Annotated in this window: 21 protein-coding genes; 12 read left to right on the plus strand and 9 right to left on the minus strand. The window is 61.5% G+C overall.

Going from position 1 to position 20,499, the window contains the following annotated elements; all coding sequences use genetic code 11:
- The first annotated feature begins 261 nt into the window (after positions 1-261).
- The 9 genes from VJR68_RS12870 (at position 262) to hisIE (ending at position 7,829) form a co-directional block, all read left to right on the plus strand.
- Complete coding sequence (locus VJR68_RS12870) at positions 262-597, plus strand: YerC/YecD family TrpR-related protein (RefSeq protein ID WP_188796381.1); 336 nt, start codon at positions 262-264, stop codon at positions 595-597.
- Entirely contained in the window at positions 594-1,487 is an 894-nt protein-coding gene (gene hisG, locus VJR68_RS12875; protein ID WP_324148191.1) for an ATP phosphoribosyltransferase, read from the plus strand. The genes VJR68_RS12870 and hisG overlap by 4 nt, the downstream gene beginning before the upstream one ends.
- A 10-nt stretch (positions 1,488-1,497) precedes the next feature.
- Entirely contained in the window at positions 1,498-2,805 is a 1,308-nt protein-coding gene (hisD, locus tag VJR68_RS12880) for a histidinol dehydrogenase (RefSeq protein WP_324148193.1), read from the plus strand.
- On the plus strand, positions 2,802-3,893 hold the full coding sequence (gene hisC, locus VJR68_RS12885) for a histidinol-phosphate transaminase (protein WP_324148195.1): 1,092 nt from the start codon (positions 2,802-2,804) through the stop codon (positions 3,891-3,893). Before hisD ends, hisC begins: the two co-directional genes overlap by 4 nt.
- A gap of 11 nt (positions 3,894-3,904) precedes the next feature.
- Positions 3,905-4,969, plus strand: a complete 1,065-nt coding sequence (gene hisB, locus VJR68_RS12890; RefSeq protein WP_324148196.1) for a bifunctional histidinol-phosphatase/imidazoleglycerol-phosphate dehydratase HisB — start codon at positions 3,905-3,907, stop codon at positions 4,967-4,969.
- Positions 4,969-5,559 (plus strand): imidazole glycerol phosphate synthase subunit HisH, encoded by a 591-nt coding sequence (gene hisH / locus VJR68_RS12895; protein ID WP_324148199.1) that lies wholly within the window; start codon positions 4,969-4,971, stop codon positions 5,557-5,559. The genes hisB and hisH overlap by 1 nt, the downstream gene beginning before the upstream one ends.
- A gap of 131 nt (positions 5,560-5,690) precedes the next feature.
- Positions 5,691-6,419: a 1-(5-phosphoribosyl)-5-[(5-phosphoribosylamino)methylideneamino]imidazole-4-carboxamide isomerase gene (gene hisA, locus VJR68_RS12900; RefSeq protein WP_324148201.1), complete on the plus strand. Its 729-nt coding sequence runs from the start codon at positions 5,691-5,693 to the stop codon at positions 6,417-6,419.
- Positions 6,413-7,204, plus strand: a complete 792-nt coding sequence (hisF, locus tag VJR68_RS12905; protein ID WP_324148203.1) for an imidazole glycerol phosphate synthase subunit HisF — start codon at positions 6,413-6,415, stop codon at positions 7,202-7,204. Before hisA ends, hisF begins: the two co-directional genes overlap by 7 nt.
- Entirely contained in the window at positions 7,197-7,829 is a 633-nt protein-coding gene (gene hisIE / locus VJR68_RS12910) for a bifunctional phosphoribosyl-AMP cyclohydrolase/phosphoribosyl-ATP diphosphatase HisIE (protein ID WP_324148205.1), read from the plus strand. The genes hisF and hisIE overlap by 8 nt, the downstream gene beginning before the upstream one ends.
- A 150-nt stretch (positions 7,830-7,979) precedes the next feature.
- On the opposite strand, the gene VJR68_RS12915 is transcribed toward hisIE, so the two are convergent.
- From VJR68_RS12915 to VJR68_RS12930, 4 genes are all read right to left on the minus strand, one after another.
- Positions 7,980-9,005, minus strand: coding sequence for a C13 family peptidase (locus VJR68_RS12915; RefSeq protein WP_324148240.1), 1,026 nt, complete (start codon positions 9,003-9,005; stop codon positions 7,980-7,982).
- A gap of 19 nt (positions 9,006-9,024) precedes the next feature.
- Positions 9,025-9,711, minus strand: coding sequence for an acireductone synthase (gene mtnC, locus VJR68_RS12920; protein WP_324148207.1), 687 nt, complete (start codon positions 9,709-9,711; stop codon positions 9,025-9,027).
- 173 nt (positions 9,712-9,884) lie between these two features.
- Entirely contained in the window at positions 9,885-10,445 is a 561-nt protein-coding gene (locus VJR68_RS12925; protein ID WP_324148209.1) for an acireductone dioxygenase, read from the minus strand.
- On the minus strand, positions 10,442-11,089 hold the full coding sequence (locus tag VJR68_RS12930) for a methylthioribulose 1-phosphate dehydratase (protein WP_324148212.1): 648 nt from the start codon (positions 11,087-11,089) through the stop codon (positions 10,442-10,444). Before VJR68_RS12930 ends, VJR68_RS12925 begins: the two co-directional genes overlap by 4 nt.
- A gap of 156 nt (positions 11,090-11,245) precedes the next feature.
- Between VJR68_RS12930 and VJR68_RS12935 the strand changes: the two genes are divergently transcribed.
- A complete protein-coding gene (locus VJR68_RS12935; RefSeq protein WP_324148215.1) occupies positions 11,246-11,578 on the plus strand; it encodes a high-potential iron-sulfur protein in 333 nt (110 codons plus the stop codon).
- A gap of 414 nt (positions 11,579-11,992) precedes the next feature.
- Here the strand turns inward: VJR68_RS12935 and VJR68_RS12940 are convergent, their stop codons facing one another.
- The 3 genes from VJR68_RS12940 to VJR68_RS12950 all read right to left on the minus strand — a co-directional run bounded on the left by VJR68_RS12940 (position 11,993) and on the right by VJR68_RS12950 (position 16,209).
- On the minus strand, positions 11,993-13,465 hold the full coding sequence (locus VJR68_RS12940) for an amino acid permease (RefSeq protein WP_324148217.1): 1,473 nt from the start codon (positions 13,463-13,465) through the stop codon (positions 11,993-11,995).
- A 78-nt stretch (positions 13,466-13,543) separates the two neighbouring features.
- Positions 13,544-15,028 (minus strand): amino acid permease, encoded by a 1,485-nt coding sequence (locus VJR68_RS12945; protein WP_324148220.1) that lies wholly within the window; start codon positions 15,026-15,028, stop codon positions 13,544-13,546.
- 203 nt (positions 15,029-15,231) lie between these two features.
- Positions 15,232-16,209 (minus strand): transporter, encoded by a 978-nt coding sequence (locus VJR68_RS12950; protein ID WP_324148221.1) that lies wholly within the window; start codon positions 16,207-16,209, stop codon positions 15,232-15,234.
- 145 nt (positions 16,210-16,354) lie between these two features.
- Here VJR68_RS12950 and VJR68_RS12955 point away from each other — a divergent pair, with 145 nt between their 5' ends.
- Positions 16,355-16,891, plus strand: coding sequence for an NUDIX hydrolase (locus tag VJR68_RS12955; protein ID WP_414647783.1), 537 nt, complete (start codon positions 16,355-16,357; stop codon positions 16,889-16,891).
- Between the two features lie 76 nt (positions 16,892-16,967).
- On the opposite strand, the gene VJR68_RS12960 is transcribed toward VJR68_RS12955, so the two are convergent.
- Both VJR68_RS12960 and parE read right to left on the minus strand, forming a co-directional pair.
- Entirely contained in the window at positions 16,968-17,489 is a 522-nt protein-coding gene (locus VJR68_RS12960) for a 3-hydroxyanthranilate 3,4-dioxygenase (protein ID WP_324148223.1), read from the minus strand.
- 59 nt (positions 17,490-17,548) lie between these two features.
- Complete coding sequence (parE, locus tag VJR68_RS12965) at positions 17,549-19,438, minus strand: DNA topoisomerase IV subunit B (RefSeq protein WP_324148224.1); 1,890 nt, start codon at positions 19,436-19,438, stop codon at positions 17,549-17,551.
- A gap of 225 nt (positions 19,439-19,663) precedes the next feature.
- Between parE and pxpB the strand changes: the two genes are divergently transcribed.
- Positions 19,664-20,374: a 5-oxoprolinase subunit PxpB gene (gene pxpB, locus VJR68_RS12970; RefSeq protein ID WP_324148225.1), complete on the plus strand. Its 711-nt coding sequence runs from the start codon at positions 19,664-19,666 to the stop codon at positions 20,372-20,374.
- Positions 20,375-20,499 lie beyond the last annotated feature (125 nt).

Genomic DNA, 20,499 nt, shown 5'->3' on the forward strand with positions numbered 1-20,499 from the left:
CCGCAAAGGCCATCAGGTAAGCCGCAGGGCGTATCGATGGGGAAATCCCATGGTTCATAACGGTTCCATGTCAGGGCGCAGGCGCCTGGCACCGCATGATACGTGGCGCGAAGCGGCGTAGGCTGGGATGGCAATCCCAGCTTTCATGGGCATGGCGGTGCTGGGATTTCATCCCAGCCTACGATTTGCATCCCAGGCAGCTTGCGCCCGCTGCGGCGGGTCACTACAATGCGCTCCACTGTATTAACGCGTTAGCACATTATGAAGCGCCGATCGATCGACCCCGAAACCCCGGAAGAGTCCGCCAGGCTCAGCCTGTGCCGCGCCTTGCTGTCGCTGAAGAACGCCGAGGAAATGAACGCCTTCCTCAACGACCTGTGCACGCCGGCCGAGCTGGAAGTGCTGGTGGATCGCTGGCGGGTGGTGCCGTATCTGCTGGAAGGGGTGTCCTACCGCGAGATTCATGACCGCACGGCGGTGAGCATCACCACCATCGGCCGCGTCGCGCGCTATCTCAACCAAGGCAGTGGTGGTTATCTCGCGGCGGCGGCGCGTGCAACGCGTGCGCGTGCGGCGGCGAAAAGGGCGCGCGCATGAAACCGCGGGATCGTTTGCGTATCGCCATGCAGAAATCCGGCCGGCTGACCGAGCCGGCGCTGGATCTGCTCAATCGCTGCGGGCTTACTTTCCGCCAAAGCCGCGACAAGCTGTTCTGCTTTGGCGAGGGCGAGCCAGTCGACCTTCTGCTGGTGCGCGACGACGACATTCCCGGGCTGATCGCTCAAGGTGTATGCGATCTGGGCATCGTCGGGCGCAACGTGCTCAACGAGTTCAAGGGCGTGGCCGGTGATGGCGCCGCGACGTTGACAGAATGGCGTTCGCTGGGCTTCGGCCGTTGCCGTCTTTCCATTGCGGTACCGCAGGATGTGGCCTATGAAGGCCCGGGTGACCTGGCCGGTCTGCGCATCGCCACCTCGTATCCCGGCTTGCTTGGCACGTGGCTGCGCGAGCAGCAGGTGGAGGCCAGCATCATTACGCTCGCAGGTTCCGTGGAAATTGCGCCCAAGCTCGGTACCGCCGATGTGATCTGCGATCTGGTGCAGAGCGGCGGCACGCTGGTGGCCAATCAATTGCGCGAAACGGATGTACTGCTGCAAAGCGAAGCGGTGCTCGCGGGTCCAGAAGCGCTGCCCACGGACGAACGCGGCGACATGATCGAGCTGCTGCTCAAGCGCCTGGATGGCGTGATCCAGGTGCGCGAATCGCGTCTGCTGTTGCTGCAAACCTCGCGCAACACGCTCGATGCGGTGACGCGCCTGTTGCCGGGCGGCCCGCAACCCACCTTGCTGCCGGTGGCGGGCCAGCCCGACCAGTTGATGTTGCAGGCGTTGTGCGCTGGCGAGGTGAGCTGGCGGCAGCTGGAAGAAATCAAGAAGGCCGGCGCGCGCGAGATGTTCGTGCTGCCGGTCGAAAAGATGCTTGCGTGAGACGTTCGGCATGAAGCGAATCGATTGGAACACCTTGAACGATGCCGAGCGCAATGACGCGTTGGCGCGGCCCGCCCAATCTCGCGCGGAAGAATTGCGCCACGGCGTGGAACGCATCATCGCGGAAGTGCGCGCCAAGGGTGATGCGGGCTTGCGCGAGCTTTCCGCGCGCTATGACCGTTGCACGCTGGATGCGATCGAAGTCAGCGACGCAGAATTTGCTGCCGCAGAGGCCAAGCTGGCGCCAGAACTGAAAGCCGCCATCCGCGAAGCCGCCGCGCGCATCGAAACATTCCATACCGCTGCTGCGCCACAGCCGGTCGGCGTGAATACCGCGGTTGGCGTGCGCGTGGAACGCATTCTTCGTCCCATCCATCGTGTCGGTTTGTACGTACCGGCCGGCAGCGCACCGTTGCCTTCCACGGCATTGATGCTGGGCGTGCCGGCGCGCATCGCCGGTTGCCGCGACGTGGTGCTGTGCTCGCCGGCGCGTGCGGATGGCACGTGCGATGAAGCGGTGTTGTTCACGGCGCGCATCGTCGGCGTGCACCGGGTGTTCAAACTCGGCGGCGCGCAGGCGATTGCGGCGATGGCGTATGGCACGGAAAGCGTGCCACGTTGCGACAAGCTGTTCGGGCCTGGCAATGCATGGGTGACCGAGGCGAAGCTGCAGGTGTCATCCGATCCCAACGGTGCGGCGATCGATATGCCCGCCGGGCCATCTGAAGTGTTGGTGATTGCCGATGCCCAGGCCAATCCCGTGTTCGTCGCGGCGGATCTGCTGTCGCAGGCGGAGCACGGGCCGGATTCGCAAGTCGTGCTGGTCAGCCCGTCTGCCGCGTTGCTCGACCAAGTGGCCGCGGAAGTGGACCGTCAGTGCGCGCAGTTGCCGCGTGGCGCCATTGCGGAACAGGCGCTGGCGCAAAGCCGCTTGATCGAAGTGCAGTCGCTGGCGCAGGCGGTGGAAGTCAGTAACCGCTACGCACCGGAGCATTTGATTCTGCAAGTGAATAACGCGCGCGAACTGGTGGCCAGCATTGAAAGTGCAGGTTCCATCTTTGTTGGCGCGTGGACGCCCGAATCGGTGGGCGATTACTGCAGCGGCAGCAATCACGTATTACCAACCTACGGCTATGCGCGCAGCTACAGCGGCGTGTCGGTGGCCAGCTATCTGAAACAGATCACGGTGCAGGAACTCGATCCCAACGGCTTGCGCGCAATCGGTCCGTGCACGGCCATCCTGGCGGAGGCGGAGCAGCTTGAAGCGCATCGCCGCGCCGTCACCCTTCGGCTGGCTGCATTGGGGACACGTCTATGAGCGTTCTCGACCTGGCACGGCCGGAAATCCGCACGTTGCAGCCGTATTCGTCCGCGCGCATGGAAGCGAGCGGCGGGCAGGTCATGCTCAATGCCAACGAATCGGCGTGGGAACCGGTGGGTGAAGCCGGCGCGGGCTGCAATCGCTATCCCGATCCGCAGCCACAAGCGTTGTTGCAGGCGCTGGCCACGCTGTATGGCGTGCAGCGCGAGCAGTTGTTCGTGGGGCGCGGCAGTGACGAAGCGATCGATCTGCTGGTTCGCGCGTTCTGCCGTGCGGATCAGGATGCCATCGTGATCCAACCGCCGACCTTCGGCATGTATGCGGTCAGCGCGCGCATTCAGAACGCAGCGGTGATCGAAGTTCCGCTGGCGGATGATTTCAGCCTTGACATTCAGGCATTGCTTGCCGCAATCACGCCGGCGGTAAAGCTGGTGTTTCTCTGCACGCCGAACAATCCCAGCGGCAAGTCGATGTCGCTCGCGGAGATCGAGCATGTGGCCCAGGCATTGGCCGGCCGTGCGTTGCTGGTAGTGGACGAGGCGTATATCGAGTTCTCCGATCAACCCAGCGCCATGACGTTGATCGGCCGTTATGAACATCTGGCCGTGCTGCGCACCTTGTCCAAGGCGTGGGCGCTGGCCGGCGCGCGCATCGGCACGCTGGTGGCAAGTCCGGACGTGATTGGCTTGATCCGTCGCATCATGCCGCCGTATCCGCTGCCGTTGCCCTGCGTAGCGGCGGCGCTCGCCGCGCTCTCGCCATCGGGTCAGGCTGCAGCGCGTGCCCATATCGCGATCGTGCGTGAGCAGCGTGCCTTTATGCGCCGCTCGCTGGTGGGATTGCCCGGCGTGCGCGACGTATTGCCTTCCGATGCCAATTTCCTGGCAGTGCGCTTCGATGATGCGGGCGAGGTTTACAAGCGTTTGCTGCAGGCCGGCATCGTGGTACGCGACGTGCGTCGTTATCCCAAGCTGCAGGATGCATTGCGCATCACCATCGGCACGCCTGATGAAAACGCGCGGGTGCTCGCTCTTTTGAATAGTTCATCCGTGGCTGGTCGGCGTGCTGCCGATGGATCGGCATAGAGGTTGATAACATGAGCCGCAAAATTCTTTTTATTGATCGTGATGGCTGCCTGATCGAGGAACCGGCCGACGAGCAGATCGATAGCTACGAGAAGCTCGCGCTTTTGCCGGGCGTTATCGCGGCTTTGCAGCGCATCGTGGCGGCCGGTTACGAACTGGTGATGGTGAGCAACCAGGATGGCCTCGGCACGGACAGCTTTCCGCAAACGCATTTTGATGGTCCGCACGATCTGTTGATGCGCATTCTGGCCTCGCAAGGTGTGCGCTTTCGCGAAGTACTGATCGACCGCAGTTTTCCACACGAAGGACTGGATACACGCAAGCCGGGCATCGGCATGATGCGCGATTACTTGGCCGATGACGGCTGGACGCGTGCCGAGTCGGCGATGGTGGGCGACCGCGAAACGGACCTGCTGTTTGCCGCCAACATGGGCGTGCGCGGGTTTCGTGTTGGGCCGAGCGGGATCAGCTGGGAAGCGGTTGCGCACCAATTGCTCGATCGGCCTCGCATGGCGGAAGTCGTGCGCAATACCAAGGAAACGCGCATCAAGGTGCGCGTGGATCTGGATGCACAGACCGAACCGGCGGCGCATACGGGTCTGGGCTTTTTTGACCACATGCTGGAACAGATCGGCAAACACGGAGGCTTTGCGCTGAGTCTGCAATGCGATGGCGATACCAAGGTGGACGAACACCACACCATCGAAGATTGCGGTCTTGCGCTGGGACAGGCCTTGCGCCAGGCGTTGGGCGACAAACGCGGTATCGGCCGTTATGGCTTCACGTTGCCGATGGACGAAGCGTTGGCTAGCGCTGCGTTGGATCTCTCGGGCCGCCCGTATTTTGTTTTCGAAGGTCAGTTTCCGCGCGAGCGCGTAGGTGAAGTGCCCACGGAATTGGTGCCGCATTTCTTCCGCTCGCTGTGCGACACGCTTGGCGCCAATCTGCATCTGCGCGTGCAGGGTGAAAACGCGCATCACATGGTGGAGGCTTGCTTCAAAGTGACAGCACGCGCTTTGCGCCAGGCCATTCGCCGCGAGGGCGACGAGTTGCCGAGCACGAAAGGGGCACTGTAATGAGCGTGGTCCTGGTCGATGCTGGCGGTACCAATATCGGTTCCGTGCGCTATGCCTTGCAGCGCCTTGGCGTGGATGCCGCGTTGACGGCGGATGCAGAAAGCATCCGGTCGGCGGACAAGGTCATTTTGCCTGGCGTGGGTGCGGCGAAGCCGGGCATGGCGCGGTTGCAGGAGCTGGGTTTGGTAGATGTGATTCGTTCGCTGACCCAACCGGTGCTCGGCGTGTGCCTGGGCATGCAATTGCTGTGCGAGCATTCCGAGGAAAGCGATACGCCGTGTCTGGGTGTGATTCCCGCTACCGTGCGCAAGTTTGAGGAAACACCAGAGCTGTGCGTGCCGCACATGGGATGGAATCGTTTGTCTTCGATAGCCAGCCATCCTTTGCTGAAGAACTTGGCAGAGGGTGATTGGGCTTACTTCGTGCACAGCTATGCGGTGCCGGTGGGTGATTACACGCTGGTAAGCAGCGATTACGGCGGCGCGTTTTCGGCGGTGATTGCGAGCGGGAATTTTCATGGGATGCAGTTTCATCCCGAGCGCTCGGCGCAGGTGGGAGCCAAGTTGTTGAAGAGTTTTCTTGAGCTTTGATGTTTCCGTTGAAACGCTCACGTAGGTTGGGTTAGCGCAGCGTAACCCAACAAGGCGCTTCGAATACGTTGGGTCACGCTGCGCTAACCCAACCTGCGCCGAGAGCCAAGCGATACGGTTTGTGGAGTGTTATGAGCTTTGAAGTGATCCCAGCCATCGACCTTCGCGGCGGCCAAGTGGTCCGCCTGCGCCAGGGCGATTACGCGCAAGAGACGCAATATGCGTCATCACCAGGTGACCTGGCCGCAAAATATGCGCAAGCCGGCGCACGTTGGCTGCACGTGGTGGATCTCGATGGTGCGCGCGCCGGCAATCTGGCCAATCTCTCGGTGATCGAGGCGCTGGTGAAGGCCGGTATGCATGTGCAATCCGGCGGCGGCGTGCGCACGGAAGATGACGTGCGGCGCCTGTTCAATGCCGGTGTCACTCGCGTCGTGGTCGGCAGCGTCGCCATTCGCGAGCCGGAGCGCGTGGCGGAATGGTTGGGCAAGCACGGTGCGGAACGCTTCACCATCGCCTTGGACACGCGTCGTCGCGATAACGCCTGGACGCTGCCGAGCGCAGGTTGGACCGAGGATGAAGCGCGCACGCTGGACGAACTGGCGCCATGGTACGCCGCACGCGGTGCACATCATCTGTTGTGCACGGATATCGAGCGCGACGGCATGCTGGCCGGTTTCAATCTGGAGCTTTACCGCCACTTGGCACAAACCGTTCCGCAGCTGGCGGTGCAGGCTTCGGGTGGTGTGCGTTCGCTGGACGATATCCGTGCGGCGCGCGATGCCGGCGCGCGTGGCGTGATCCTTGGGCGTGCCCTGTTGGAAGGGCGTTTTACATTGGAGGACGCCTTGACATGTTGAGTCGTCGCATCATTCCTTGTCTGGACGTACGCGACGGCAAAGTCGTCAAGGGCGTGCGGTTTCGCGATCACGTGGTGATGGGCGAGATTGTCGAGCTGGCCTTGCGCTATCGCGACGAAGGCGCCGACGAACTGGTGTTCTACGACATCACCGCCAGCCCGGAAGGGCGCAGCGTGGATCGTGGCTGGGTGGAGCGCGTGGCGCGCGAGATCGATATTCCGTTTTGCGTGGCGGGTGGTATTCGCTCGGTCATGGATGCGCGCGAGGTGTTGCATGCCGGTGCGGACAAGGTATCGATCAACTCGCCTGCGTTGGAACGCCCCGAGCTGATCGATGAGTTGGCCGACGCCTTTGGCGTGCAATGCGTGGTGGTGGGCATCGATTCCATGCGCGATGCGGATGGTGAATGGCGCGTGCGCCAGTACACCGGCGATCCTTCCAAGACGCGTTCATTGGCACGACGCACACTGGACTGGATGGCCGAAGCGCAGCAGCGCGGTGCGGGCGAGATCGTGCTGAACTGCATGGATACGGATGGCGTGCGCCAGGGCTACGACCTGGTGCAACTGGCAGCGGCGCGCAAGGTGTGCACCGTGCCGCTGATTGCATCCGGCGGAGCCGGCGACAAGCAGCATTTTCGCGACGCGTTCACGCAAGCTCGTGTTGATGGTGCATTGGCAGCCAGCGTTTTCCATAGCGGCGCCATCGCCATTCCCGAGCTCAAGCAGTATTTGCAGCAGGAAGGCATCGTCATTCGATTGCAAGAGACAGCCAGCCATGAGTGAGATAGTCAACGGTTTCGACGCGCTTGATCTCGGCCAGATCGATTGGGAGAAATCGGATGGACTGGTGCCCGTCATCGTGCAGCATTGGCTGACGGGCGAGGTGTTGATGCTCGGCTACATGGATGAAAAAGCCCTGGCGCTCACACAGACCAGCAGCAAGGTGACCTTCTACAGCCGCAGCAAGCAACGCCTGTGGACCAAGGGCGAAAGCTCGGGCCACGTGCTGCATTTGAAATCGATTCGCGTGGATTGCGACGGCGATACGTTGCTGGTGATGGCCGATCCGCATGGGCCAACCTGCCATCTCGGCACACGCAGCTGTTTCGGCAATGAAGTGCGTCCGCCGTTGGGTTTTCTGGCACAACTGGATGCCTTGGTGGAAAGCCGCAAGAACCAGATGCCCGAAGGCAGTTACACCACCAAGTTGTTCGATGGAGGCACGCGGCGGATTGCGCAGAAGGTGGGCGAGGAAGGCGTGGAGACGGCGCTGGCCGCTGTCGCGCAGGGTGACGAGGAGTTGCTGGGTGAAGCAGCGGATCTGGTGTTTCACCTCACCGTGTTGCTGCGTGCGCGGGGATTCGGGCTTGCCGATGTGGCGCAGGTGCTGGTGGGGCGGCACGGGTAACCGGGCGTGATGTGAATGTAGGTTGGGGTGAGGCTTGCCGAACCCCAACGTTCTCGGATACGTGCAGATCATGTTGGGGTTCGGCTGCGCCTCACCCCAACCTACGTGTTCATCCCAACCTACATTCATCCGACTGATGTGCTTGCATCGTCACTGCGTTGCTGCGCTGGCATTGGCCGTCGACGGCGGCGGTGGCATGAATGGTACGGCCGGCCCTGGCGTCACCTCTTTGCGCCATGCCGCCAGCTGCTGCGCAATGCCTGCGCCGACATCCATCTGCGGCTCGGAAGGGGTCAGCTTGTCCTGCTGTTCCCAGCTGGCAATATCGTGCCTGGCGAGCTGGAACGCATCGACGAAGTCGTCGGTTTTATTCAGCGCATCCACCAGCCACGCCTTGCCGAAGTAGGTAATGTCGGAATCGCTGCCGCAGCCGAATGAGCTGCGGTCCGTGCGTGCTGCCGTCAGTACCAGGGTGCCGGCGCCGCGCAGATCGGGCACGAAGCCGCCGGAATAGCAGGCGTTCACCACCACCACTTTCCATTTGAACGGGCGCTTTTTCAGAATGCCGGCGAGGTCGGGTGTGCCGATCTGGTCCAGTGGCAGCGGGTCCATGTCGACCAGCAGGTTGTGGTCTTCGTCGCCGTGCGAGGTCATGTACAGCACCAGGATGTCCTGGTCGGGTTTCATCACGGTAGCGAGTTGATCAAGCGTGGCTTCGAGATTGCTCCAGCTGGCCAGCGGGTGCGATTGCAGGGTGGCCGGATTGTTTTCCAGTACCAGCGCGTGCGCGGTTGGCCCGAAGCGTCGGGTAAACAGTTGGGCGGCGTATTCGGCTTCGTTGCGGAAGACGTCTTCACCGCCGTCGCCGGCGAAGCTGACCAGGTAGAGATTGGTTTTGTCGGCTACGCGCGGCGACAGTTTGGAGACGGCCTGGCTGACCATGTTCGGCTGCGAGTAAATCACCTGTTCCGGCGACGGGCCCTGGCTGGGCCAGTTGTCGTTGTCATTGTTGTCGTCCGTATCGCTGCTGCTGGACGAAGCGGGCGCCGGCGAGGCGCTGCTGCTGGGCGCTACGCCTTGAGCTTCCTGATTGGACGGCAGACGGTGGCAGGTGACCAGCAACATCACCAGCACGCCGGCGGCGAAAGAGAGCAGGGCGGTCAGTAGGGTGCGCATGCGCATGGCGGACTCACGCTCAAGGCTGGATGGCGTCGAAGCTGGCGTAGGCGGGGTGCTTGGGCTGGGGCGGTACTTCCAGCGGTGGCCGTAGCAGCCAGCCGGTATGCAGACCGGCGGCGCGCGCGGCGTCCAGCTCCTGCTCAATGTCGGACAGGAACAGCACATGTTCGGGCCGCTCGCCGATCGCTTCCACGATGCGCTGGTAGGAGGCCTGCTCGCGCTTGGGGCCGGTCTCGGTGTCGAAGTAGCCGGAAAAGAGCGGCGTGAGATCGCCCGATTCGCTGTAGCGGAAGAACAGCTTCTGCGCCGGCACGGAGCCTGAGGAATACACGTAAAGATGCAACCCTTCGCCGCGCCAGGCGTGCAGGCGCGCAGCCACTTCCGGATACATGTGGGCGCGGTATTCGCCCGATTCGTAGCCTTCCCGCCAGATCATGCCCTGCAGGGCCTTGAGGGCGGTGGATTTTCGGTCTTCATCGATCCAGCGCAGCAGCAGCTCGATGATCTCCTGCCGGGTCGCCTCGACGATGTCGGCTTCCTTGGCCGCTTCGTGCAGCCAGTGCTGCACTTCGGGCGTGTCACCGTGGGTTTCCACGTAGGCCGGCAGGCGCCGGCGGGCATAGGGGAACAGCACGTCCTTGACGAAGCTGATCGAGCTGGTGGTTCCTTCGATATCGGTGACGATGGCGCGGATGGCGGTCATGGGAGCCGTCGGGGGTGGGGGCTCCCAAGCTTAGCGTGGGCCTGTGTAGGCGCAAGTGGTTGATTTCCCGGTTCGACATGCCGCGCACAGAATTTCACGCGCCGTAAGTTGGGGTGCGAACCCCAACATCATGGTGTTGATCGACATGGCGATGTTGGGGTTTGCACCCCAACCTACGCGGAGACGGTCAGCGGCTCCATGCGCGGAAAGCGCTGCGCAATGTCCGATCCGGTAAAGTTGGCGACCCAGCCTTCCTTGTTGGTGAACAGGCGGATCGCCACGAAATACGGCGACTCGCTCATGTCGAACCAGTGGCGGGTGCCATCCGGGACGCCGATCAGGTCACCTTGCTCGCACAGCACGTCATAGACCTTGCCGTCGATGTGCAGGGTGAACTGACCGGCACCGGCGACGAAGAAACGTACTTCGTCTTCGCTGTGCGTGTGTTCGCTCAGGAATTTCTGGCGCAGCGTGGCGCGGTCGGGGTGATCCGGCGTCAGGCTGATCACGTCGACGGATTGATAACCTTCCTCGCGCATCAGGCGATCGATGTCGGCGCGATAGGCAGCGATGACGTCGTCCTGGCTGGCGCCGGGCGCCACCGGCTGGTTCGCTTCCCATTGCTCGAAGCGCACGCCGACCTTGCCCAGTTCGCGGGCGATGCCGGCGTGATCTTCGTGTACCGAGAGCGGTTCTTGCGGATGACGTTCATCGAAAATGCGCAGGCGGCTCATGCGTTCAGTCTCCTCAAGTCGAGTTCGCAGCCGAGCAGGAATTCCAGCGCCTCCAGATGGCGGCGCGCTTCGGCCATGTCATGACCCCAGGTGTAGATGCCGTGGCCATTGATCAAGTACGCGTGCAGCGGTTTGCCTGCGTCGATCCAGGCATCCACTTGCGCGACCAGTTCGGGCATGTGCTGGGTGTTGGGGAACACGGGAATGTTCAACACGCTTTCGTGCGTGGTGTGGCCGCGGATGGCTTTTTGCAGTTCCCAGCCTTCCAGCTGGATCACGCCGTTGGCGGCGAACAGGCGCGAGGCCACGCTTTGCGTGCGCGAGTGGGTATGCAGTACGGCATTCACGTCGGGCCAGCGGCGATAGACCTGCGTGTGCAATTCGGTTTCCGCACTGGGACGCGAGGCGGTGCCCACGGCCTTGCCTTGCATGTCCACCAGCATGATGTCGTCGCGGCCGAGCTTGCCTTTGTCGCGTCCAGAGATTGTTATCGCTGCGTGATCGCTATCCACGCGCATCGAGAAATTGCTGCTGGTGGCGGGCGTCCAGCCGTGTTGCGCAAGTTCGCGCGCCGCATCGGCAATAGCGTCGGCACGCTCGTGAAAAAGCGCGGCGGGAATGGAGGCGGGCAGGGTTTGGCTCATGGCAAATGGACGTCCAAATGAGCGGCGACTATAGCACGGCGGGTACAGCCCCAAATGCGAGCTATTCGCGAAAGGGCTTCGGCGCGAGGCATGGCGTTAGGATGCGAAAAGCATCGCCGCAGTCCCCGCGGCGAACAACGTGCCATGAGGGTGGTTATGTCAGAACCAAAAGATATCGAATCACGCCGTCGTTTCCTCAAGTTTGCTGCCGGTACCGCTGCCGCAGCGGTGCTGGTGAGCGGATTGCCGCGCGTTGCGCGCGCCGATGATCTGCCGCATGTTTCCGATGCCGATCCCACGGCCAAGGCGCTCGGTTACGTCGACGATGCTTCGACAACGAAAGATCCCAAGCACAAGGCGGGCGATAACTGCGCCAATTGCCAGTTCTACTCCGGCGCTGCGGCCGGTTATGGACCGTGTCAGCTGTTCCCAGGCAAAGCCGTAGCAGCGAAAGGCTGGTGCATCTCGCACACGGCCAAGCAAGCCTGACGCTCTGCTTCGCGCCATCTAGGCCGGCCTCGCGCCGGCCTTTTTGTTTGCGCGAATGCGTCCATAAAAAAACGCACGCATAAAAAAACGCCTGCGCGAGGCAGGCGTTTGTAAAAAGAAACGAAGGGGTGTTGCTGAAAGGTGCTTCCCGGCGCATCAGGACGAGGAGCTAACTGGCCTGATGCGCCGGGTCGCGATCCGGGGCCCACTGCCAAGTGATCAACCCACGGGCCACTGATGATACTCCGGTTGACCGAAATGGGGCGGGCTGGGGCAGGAAATTTGTATCGGCTGAAAAAAATATCCTTGAAATTCAATGGATTGAATGATTAATCGATGAGTCTACATTCAGTTCATTAAAAGATCGTTAGCGACCGTTTGCTGGCTGTTCTGCGCTGTTTGCCGCAGATCGCGTCAAATTGCCGACGTTTGACCCTTTATCGAATCATTGGCGCGTCGCAGGTGACTATGGCGAACCCCATAGGTGAAATAAATCGCAAAGCCGAACAGGGTCCAGACCACCATCAGCGCCCAGTTGTACCAGCCCATGGTGGCGAGCAGCGCGCCGCAGCTCAGTGTGCCGGCAATGCACACGAAGTGCGCCCACGGCACGCGGAACGTGCGCGGCAGCTCGGGCGCGGTATAGCGCAGGATCAGCACACCGACGCAAACGGCAGCGAAAGCGATCAGCGTGCCCATGGAGGTGAGGTCGGCCAACACGCCAAGCGGAAACACGGCGGCGAGGATCGCGATGCCAAATCCCGTGATGAGCGTATTCAGATGCGGCGTGCGGTAGCGCGGATGGATCCGGCTGAAGATCGTGGGCAGCAGACCATCGCGCGACATGATCATGAAGATGCGCGGTTGCGCGATGATCATCACCAGGATCACCGACGACAGGCCGATCATCGCCCCGATCTCCACGATCAGGCGCAGCCAGCCGAGTTCGGGATGGGCCTTGATGGCGGTGACCACGGGTTCATCGGTACCCAGTTGGGTGTAAGGGATCAGGCCGGTCAGCACCGCGGCCATCGCCAGGTAGAGCACGGTGCAAATCACCAGCGACACCAGCGTGCCGAACGGCAGATCGCGCTGCGGGTTTTTACATTCTTGCGCGGCGGTGGAGGTGGCTTCGAAGCCGATGTAGGCGAAAAACACCATGCCTGCGCCGCGCATGATGCCGGCCCAGCCGTATTTGTGTCCGCCTTGCGATTCGGGAATGAAGGGATGCCAGTTGGCGGTGTCGATGTAGCGATAGCCCGCCACGACCACGATCACAATCAGTCCGACTTTGAGCAGCACCATCAGGAAATTGATGCCGGAAGATTCCTTGATGCCGATGTAGCAGATCCACGTGAGCGCCAGCACGATGGCGACTGCCGGCAGGTTGAACAGATTTCCGGTGGCGACCAGGTGGCCATTGGAAAAATCGAGCGGGGCTCCGGTCAAGGTGGCGGGCAGGTGAAGGCCGGCGTGATCGAGCAGGCTGGTGAAATAACCGGTCCAGCTCACTGCGACGGCCGACGCGGAGATGGCGTATTCCAGCACCATGTTCCAACCGATGAACCAGGCGACCAGTTCGCCCAGCGTGGCGTAGGCGTAGGAATAGGAGCTGCCGGAAATCGGTATCAGCGTGGCGAACTCGCAATAGCACAGCGCCGTGAAGCCGCTGCAGATTGCCGCGAGAATGAACGAGATGAGCACGGCCGGTCCCGCGTTATCGGCGGCTGCCTGACCGGTCACCACGAAAATGCCGGTGCCGATCACGGCGCCGATGCCCAATGCGGTAATGCCCCAGGGACCAAGTGTTCGCCGCAAACTCGGGCCGTGCCCGGTATCGGTATCGTCAGAAAAATCGGTTTTGCGGGCGAACAGCTGTTTCAACATACGCTTCCCTGAAAGAAAGCCGGCACGGTGTGGCTCACCGTGCCGGATCAGATTCACTTTATAACGCGGCGCGCGACCTCAGGCGGGTTCGGTGCCGTTGGCCAGATGACTCTTGCGGCGGCCATAGAGGTAATACACCACCAGGCCGGCGAGCCCCCAGCCGAAGAACACGATCAGCGTCCTGGCCGGCAGGTTGACGAAAAGCAGCAAGCAACCAAGCACTGCAAGCGGGCACACCACCCACGCCAATGGAGTGCGGAACGGACGCTTGCGATCCGGTTGCGTCACGCGCAGCACCATCACGCCGATGGCTACCATCATGAAGGCGAACAGCGTGCCCGAGTTGGTGATGTCGGCAAGCTGGCCGACGGGATAGATGGCGCCGAACAGCGACACGAACAGGCCGGTGGTCAGCGTGATCACGTGCGGCGTGTGGAAACGGGGATGGATCTTGGAGAACGACGCGGGGAGCAGGCCATCGCGCGCCATGGTGAAGAAGATGCGCGTCTGACCGTAAGTCATGGTGAGAATCACCGAAGGCAACGCAATGCTGGCTGCTGCGCCAATCACGTCGCCCCACCAGTTGTGATGCAGTACGCGCAGGGCATGGGCAAGCGCTTCCTTGCTGCATACCAGTGCAGCGGAGCCGTTGCAGGCTTCTGCCATTTCCGGCGTGCCCGGCTGCAGCATGGCGCCGCCCGGACCGGTCACCGGCTGCGCACCCACCGAACCAATCGCGCCGTAGCTCACCAGCAGGTAATAGACGGTGCAGATGCCGAGCGAACCGATCAGGCCGATGGGAATGTTTCGGTTGGGATTCTTGGTTTCCTCGGCAGCGGTGGAAACCGCATCGAAACCGATGTAGGCGAAGACGATAGAAGCGGCCGCCCCCAGTACGCCGATGCCGCCCATCGGATTGCCCCAACCGTTGGGAGTGAAGGGATGGAAATTGGTGTCTTGCACTCTCGGCAGGGCGATGACGATGAAGACCGTCAAGGCGATGACCTTGATCAGCACCAGGATCGAATTGACCTTCGCCGACTTCGATGTGCCGATCACCAGCAGGAAAGTGACAACGGCACCGATAAGGAAGGCCAGCAGATTGAACGCGCCGCCATCCATCGGACCTGCACGCAGGAAGGCTGGCAAGCCGAGCCCATGATTGGCGAGCAGGCCGTTCATGTAGCCGGACCACCCCACGCACACGGTGCTGGCCGCAATCGTGTATTCAAGCACCAGCGCCCAGCCGACGATCCAGGCCAGGCCCTCGCCGAGTACGCCATACGTGTAGGTGTAAGCAGAACCGGCCACCGGCACCATCGATGCAAGTTCCGCGTAGGCCAGCGCGGCCAGTGCGCAGACGACGGCGGCAATCACGAACGAGATCATCATGCCGGGGCCGGCTTTCTGGCCGGCTTCCGCAGTAAGCACGAAGATGCCGGTGCCGATGATCGCACCCATGCCGAGCATGGTGAGCTGGAACGCGCCAAGCTGTCGAGTGAGGGCCTTTTTTTCGGCCGTGGCGAGAATCTGATCGAGTGGCTTGACGCGTTTGAATAGCATTGAGTGGTCCCCGTGAGAACGAACTGCCTCGTTTAATCGACACCTTTAAGAATCAGCCCGCAGGCCCGAGGCATCGGCGAACCATAGCCCAGCGGAGGGCGGTGGTACAAGCTGCATTGCAGTTCAAATCACGGGGTATGAATCACTCCGGCACCGTTTTTTCGACGCCGGATGGCACTTGCGTTTTCAGCGGCGATCGTCCTTCAGAACACCATGTTGAAAGCCGCCATGGGGGTCATGAACGCATCGTTGTTGCGTCCGGCAAAACTGAATTGAACGCCGGCGATCAGGCCGAAGCGATCGTTGAAGTTGTACTCCACTGCAGGAGCCAGGCTGTAGACGTTTTGCGCCGGATCGCGTCGCGAAAATGCGATTGTATGGTTTCCTTCGCCTTGAATGCCGCTCAATTGCGAGGCCGCTGTGCGGTTGTAGGCAAGGTCCAGCGCAAGCGCCCAATTCGAGTTGATGCTGTACTCCACCGCGGTGGAAACACCGAACGAATTGCCCAATCGAATGCCACCGCGAAAATCTTGCGGCGTGCCGTAAGCACTTGTGCCTTTCACATCGACGCGGCTGGGAGGCAGCGAGTAGGACAGCGACGCACGAAAGCGAAGGGGACGTCCGTTGGACAGCCAGACATATTGCTGTGCCAGCAGCGAAAACGTATCGACATGCGCACCGTTGCCGGTGGCGTCGAGCGGATTTTCGTTGAGCTCGTCGTAGGCGCCGGTGGGGAATCGGTGTGTATAGCTCACGGCGACTGCGGGCGTCTTGCGTTGCTCATCGTGCGCGAACAACAGGTATTGGCCGCCCATGGAGGTATCCGCGGCACTCCAACCCCTCGTTCGCATGCCGCCGGACATGGCATGTGCGGCACCGATGGAGGCTTGCACCTGGAAACGGTCGGTGACGCTGTAGAAGACCGGCACCAGGGTTTGCCATTGGCGCACGCTGCTGGTTTTGGGATGACTGTTACCCTGATCGTCGTAGGCATCCGCACTCTTGTAATACATAAGGTAGGGTTCGATCACCCATGTGCCTTTGGGTGCGACGCTCGGGTTGGGCGTGAGGAGCGGTCCGGTGAAGTTGATATCGGAATCCGCAGCGCTGGCTTGTGCGCACCAGCCGATGGAAGTGAGCAGCAATGCGAAGGTCGTATGTTTCAGGCCGGGTCGTTTCATCGGAAAGGTCTCGATCGCGTGGGGATAAGAAGGCGCGGTAGGTGCGCGCTGACACTCGATCGAAACTAAAGAAGGGGTCGCACTTGAACTATCGAATTACTTTTAAAATCCGCCAACGTTGTTCATTGAAGAGGTGCGTGTGACTTTGCAGCAGGCCTTGCGCCATTACGTGGAAACTTTTCCGGGTGATCCCCATGCGTTGGCATGTTTAGCTTTTCTTGAGAAAGCGGAGCAGCCGTTCGATCGCGAGCATGCGTCGGGACACTTCACAGGCTCGGCCTGGCTGGTGAGTCGCGATGGAGGGCGCGTGTTGTTGACTCATCACCGTAAGTTGCAGCGTTGGTTGCAACTGGGCGGCCACGCCGATGGCGACAGCGATCTTGCTGCGGTGGCCTTGCGCGAAGCAGAAGAAGAATCAGGCTTGCAGGGTTTGACCGTCGAGCCCGGTATTTTCGATGTCGACCGGCATTGGATTCCGGAGCACAAAAACGAGCCTGGACATTGGCATTACGACGTGCGTTACGTTGTATCTACCGGTGGCAGCGAGCAGTTTGTGGTGAGTGATGAGTCGCTGGAGCTTGCTTGGATTTCCATTCGCGAGCTGGCTGAGGCGCAGGATGCGGATGAATCCTTGCAACGCATGGCGTTCAAGTGGCTGGCGCGCGCTCAAAGGCTTGCGTAGGCTGGGGTGCGAACCTAGCATCGCCATACCCATCGAGATAGTGATGTTGGGGTTCGCACCCCAACCTACAAAGGCGTCAAGCGTAGCGTGCGGGTGCTGGATTGAGATGCCCGCACGCCTTGCACGTGCGCGCCTCTTTCGATGAATAGAATCGATCGAACACGGGCGGAAAATCTGCTTCGATGCTCTGCAGAATGAAATATTCCTCATACAGCTTGTGATTGCATCGCTCGCAAAACCACAGCAAGCCATCTTTCTCGTGAGCAAGCCGGCGGCGTTCGATCACCAAGCCGACCGAGTCGGGCATGCGTTGCGGCGAATGCGGTACGCGTGGTGGCAGATAGAAGATTTCACCGGCGCGGATGGGAATATCGCGGGCAACGCCTTCGTCCTGCACCTTCAGCACCATTTCGCCCTCGAGCTGATAGAAGAACTCCGGGCCTTCGTCATGGTGATAGTCGGTGCGCGCGTTGGGGCCGCCGACGATCATGATGATGAAATCGCCATCGACAATGCATTTGTTGCCAACGGGCGGTTTCAGCAGGTGGCGGTGTTCGTCGATCCAGCGTTGCAGGTCGAGGGGTGGTAGCAACGACATAAGCCCGATCCGGTGGAAACCGGGCGTCACCATACCGCCGATGCGGTCCTAGAGGAAAGTCACACTTCCAGCGTGGCCAAGTCGCCTTTCTCTTCCAGCCAACTCTTGCGATCCGACGCGCGCTTTTTCGCCAATAACATATCCATCAGCTTGGCGGTGCCGTCGCTGTCTTCCACCGTGAGCTGCACCAGGCGGCGCGTATCGGGGTGGATGGTGGATTCGCGCAGCTGCGCGGGATTCATTTCGCCGAGGCCCTTGAAGCGGGTGACGGTGACCTGGCCTTTCATCTTTTCGCGCTCGACCTTTTGCAGCATGGCCTGCTTTTCGTTTTCGTCGAGGCAATAGAACACCTGCTTGCCCACGTCGACACGGAACAGCGGCGGCATCGCCACGAACACGTGGCCTTCGCGCACCAGCGCAGGGAAGTGGCGCAGGAACAGTGCGCTGAGCAGGGTGGCGATGTGCAGGCCGTCGGAGTCGGCGTCGGCCAGGATGACCACCTTGCCGTAACGCAGGCCGGAGAGATCGTCCTTGCCCGGATCGCAACCGATGGCCACGGCCAGGTTATGCACTTCTTCCGACGCCAACACCGAAGTGGATTCCACTTCCCAGGTATTGAGGATCTTGCCGCGCAACGGCAAGATCGCCTGGAATTCCTTGTCGCGCGCCTGCTTGGCGCTGCCGCCGGCCGAATCGCCTTCCACCAGGAACAGCTCGGTGCGGGTGAGATCGGTGGCAGTGCAGTCGGCCAGTTTGCCGGGTAGGGCGGGGCCCTGGGTGATCTTCTTGCGCACCACTTGCTTGGCGGCTTTCAGGCGCGCGCTGGCGCGTTCGATGGCAAGTTGCGCGATGCGTTCGCCGAGATCGACGTGCTGGTTCAGCCACAGACTGAAAGCATCGTGCACCACGCTTTCCACTAGCGCGGCAGCATTGCGCGAAGAAAGGCGTTCCTTGGTCTGGCCGGCGAATTGCGGATCCTGCAATTTCGCTGACAACACGAAAGCCAGTCGCTCCCACACGTCTTCCGGTGCTAGCTTCACGCCGCGCGGCAGCAGGTTGCGGATGTCGCAGAATTCGCGCACCGCATTGGTCAAGCCGCTACGCAGGCCGTTGACGTGTGTACCGCCTTGCACGGTGGGAATCAGGTTGACGTAGCTTTCCTGCACCAGCTCGCCTTCCGGCAGCCAGGTGAAAGCGACATCGAGACCTTCCGTATCGCGCGCCACGTGATGGACGAACAACTCGGCCGGCAGGCATTCGGCGCCGTCGAGTTCGCCGCGCAGGTAGTCGCGCAGGCCGTCTTCGTAATACCACTCACTGACTTCGCCGCTCGCTTCATCGAGGAGCTTCACATTGAGGCCGGCGCACAGCACTGCCTTGGCCCGCAACAGGTGCTTGAGCTTGGATAGCGAGATCTTCGGCGAGTCGAAGTATTTCGGATCGGCCCAGAAGCGCACGGTGGTGCCAGTCTTTTTCTTCGGCACCGTGCCGATGGTTTCCAGCGACGTGGCGCGGTCGCCGTTGGCGAACGTCATGCGGTATTCGTTGCCGTCGCGGCGGATGGTTACTTCCACCTTGTTCGACAGCGCGTTGACCACCGACACACCCACGCCGTGCAAGCCGCCGGAGAAGTTGTAGTTCTTGCCGGAGAATTTGCCGCCCGCGTGCAGGCGCGTCAGGATCAGCTCGACGCCGGGAATGCCTTCTTCCGGGTGGATGTCCACCGGCATGCCGCGGCCATCATCGCTCACTTCCACCGAGCCATCGGTGTGCACGATCACTTCGATCGACTTGGCGTGGCCGGCCAGCGCCTCGTCGACCGAGTTGTCGATCACTTCCTGCGCCAGGTGGTTCGGGCGGGTGGTGTCGGTATACATGCCCGGCCGGCGTTTGACGGGGTCTAGGCCGGAGAGGACTTCGATGTCGGCGGCGTTATAGCGACTGCTCATGCGGATGCTGGATACGGAAGTGAGCGCGGGAGAATGGGTGGTCAGGCCAGGGGAGGTCAAGCAGGCGGCTTGGTTGGCCAGTCTGCGCCGGATCATAGCATTTGGGCAGACCGCCCACGGGGAACGGAACCAGGCATGCCAGCGGGCGATTTTGCCGGCGCGCATCCCGCATGGCATGCGGCAACTGGATTAAAGTCATCGACACGATCGCACGGGAAGGGGCGCATGACGCAGGCCTGGTCAAACATGCAAGCCGAGCCGCTGGCGGAAGACGCATGGCTGTTGCGTTTTGGTGAAACCATCGACGCCGGGGTGAATGCGCGTGTGCTTGCCGTGGCGGCGAGATTGCAGGCGGAGCTTGTCGGTGTGGAATGCGTGCCAGCGTATGCGAGCCTGCTGTTGCGTTTCGATCCCGCGCGCTGGCTGGATGACGAGGCGCATTTTTCCGCGCGACGTTTGGAGGACGCTATCGACGCTGCCTTGCGGTCATCAGGCATGCCCGAAACGGCATCGCGCGAGCTGACCATTCCCGTTTGCTACGGCGGGGAGGCAGGTGAGGATCTTGACGCTGTGGCGGCTCATGCGCGGTTGTCGACGGAGGAAGTGATTGCCCGCCATACCGGCGTGACGTATCGCGTTGCGATGCTCGGCTTTGCACCGGGTTTTCCTTACCTGCTTGGCCTCGATCCCGCGCTGGCGATGCCGAGACGAAGCGATCCGCGCACGCGAGTGCTCGCTGGTAGCGTGGCGATCGGTGGGCAGCAGACCGGCATTTATCCGCAGGAGCTTCCCGGTGGCTGGCAATTGATTGGCCGCACGCCGTTGCCCTTGTTCGATGTAGCGGCGGAGCTGCCATCGCTGTTTCAAGCCGGAGATTGCGTGCGCTTTCGAGCGATCGATGAGCACGAATATCGACGGCTGCGCAGGTTGGGGTGAACGCATGCGAACCCCAACGTGTCCCGCTCCTCCGAACGCAAGGTTTTCAACCGCCGAAAACTCTTTCTCATCATTCCAGCGAAAGCTGGTACGTGGGGAGAACACATGGATGTGCTCGGCTTTGA

This window comes from Dyella sp. (assembly GCF_035277725.1).
In the GTDB taxonomy this organism is placed as follows: Bacteria; Pseudomonadota; Gammaproteobacteria; order Xanthomonadales; family Rhodanobacteraceae; genus Dyella_B.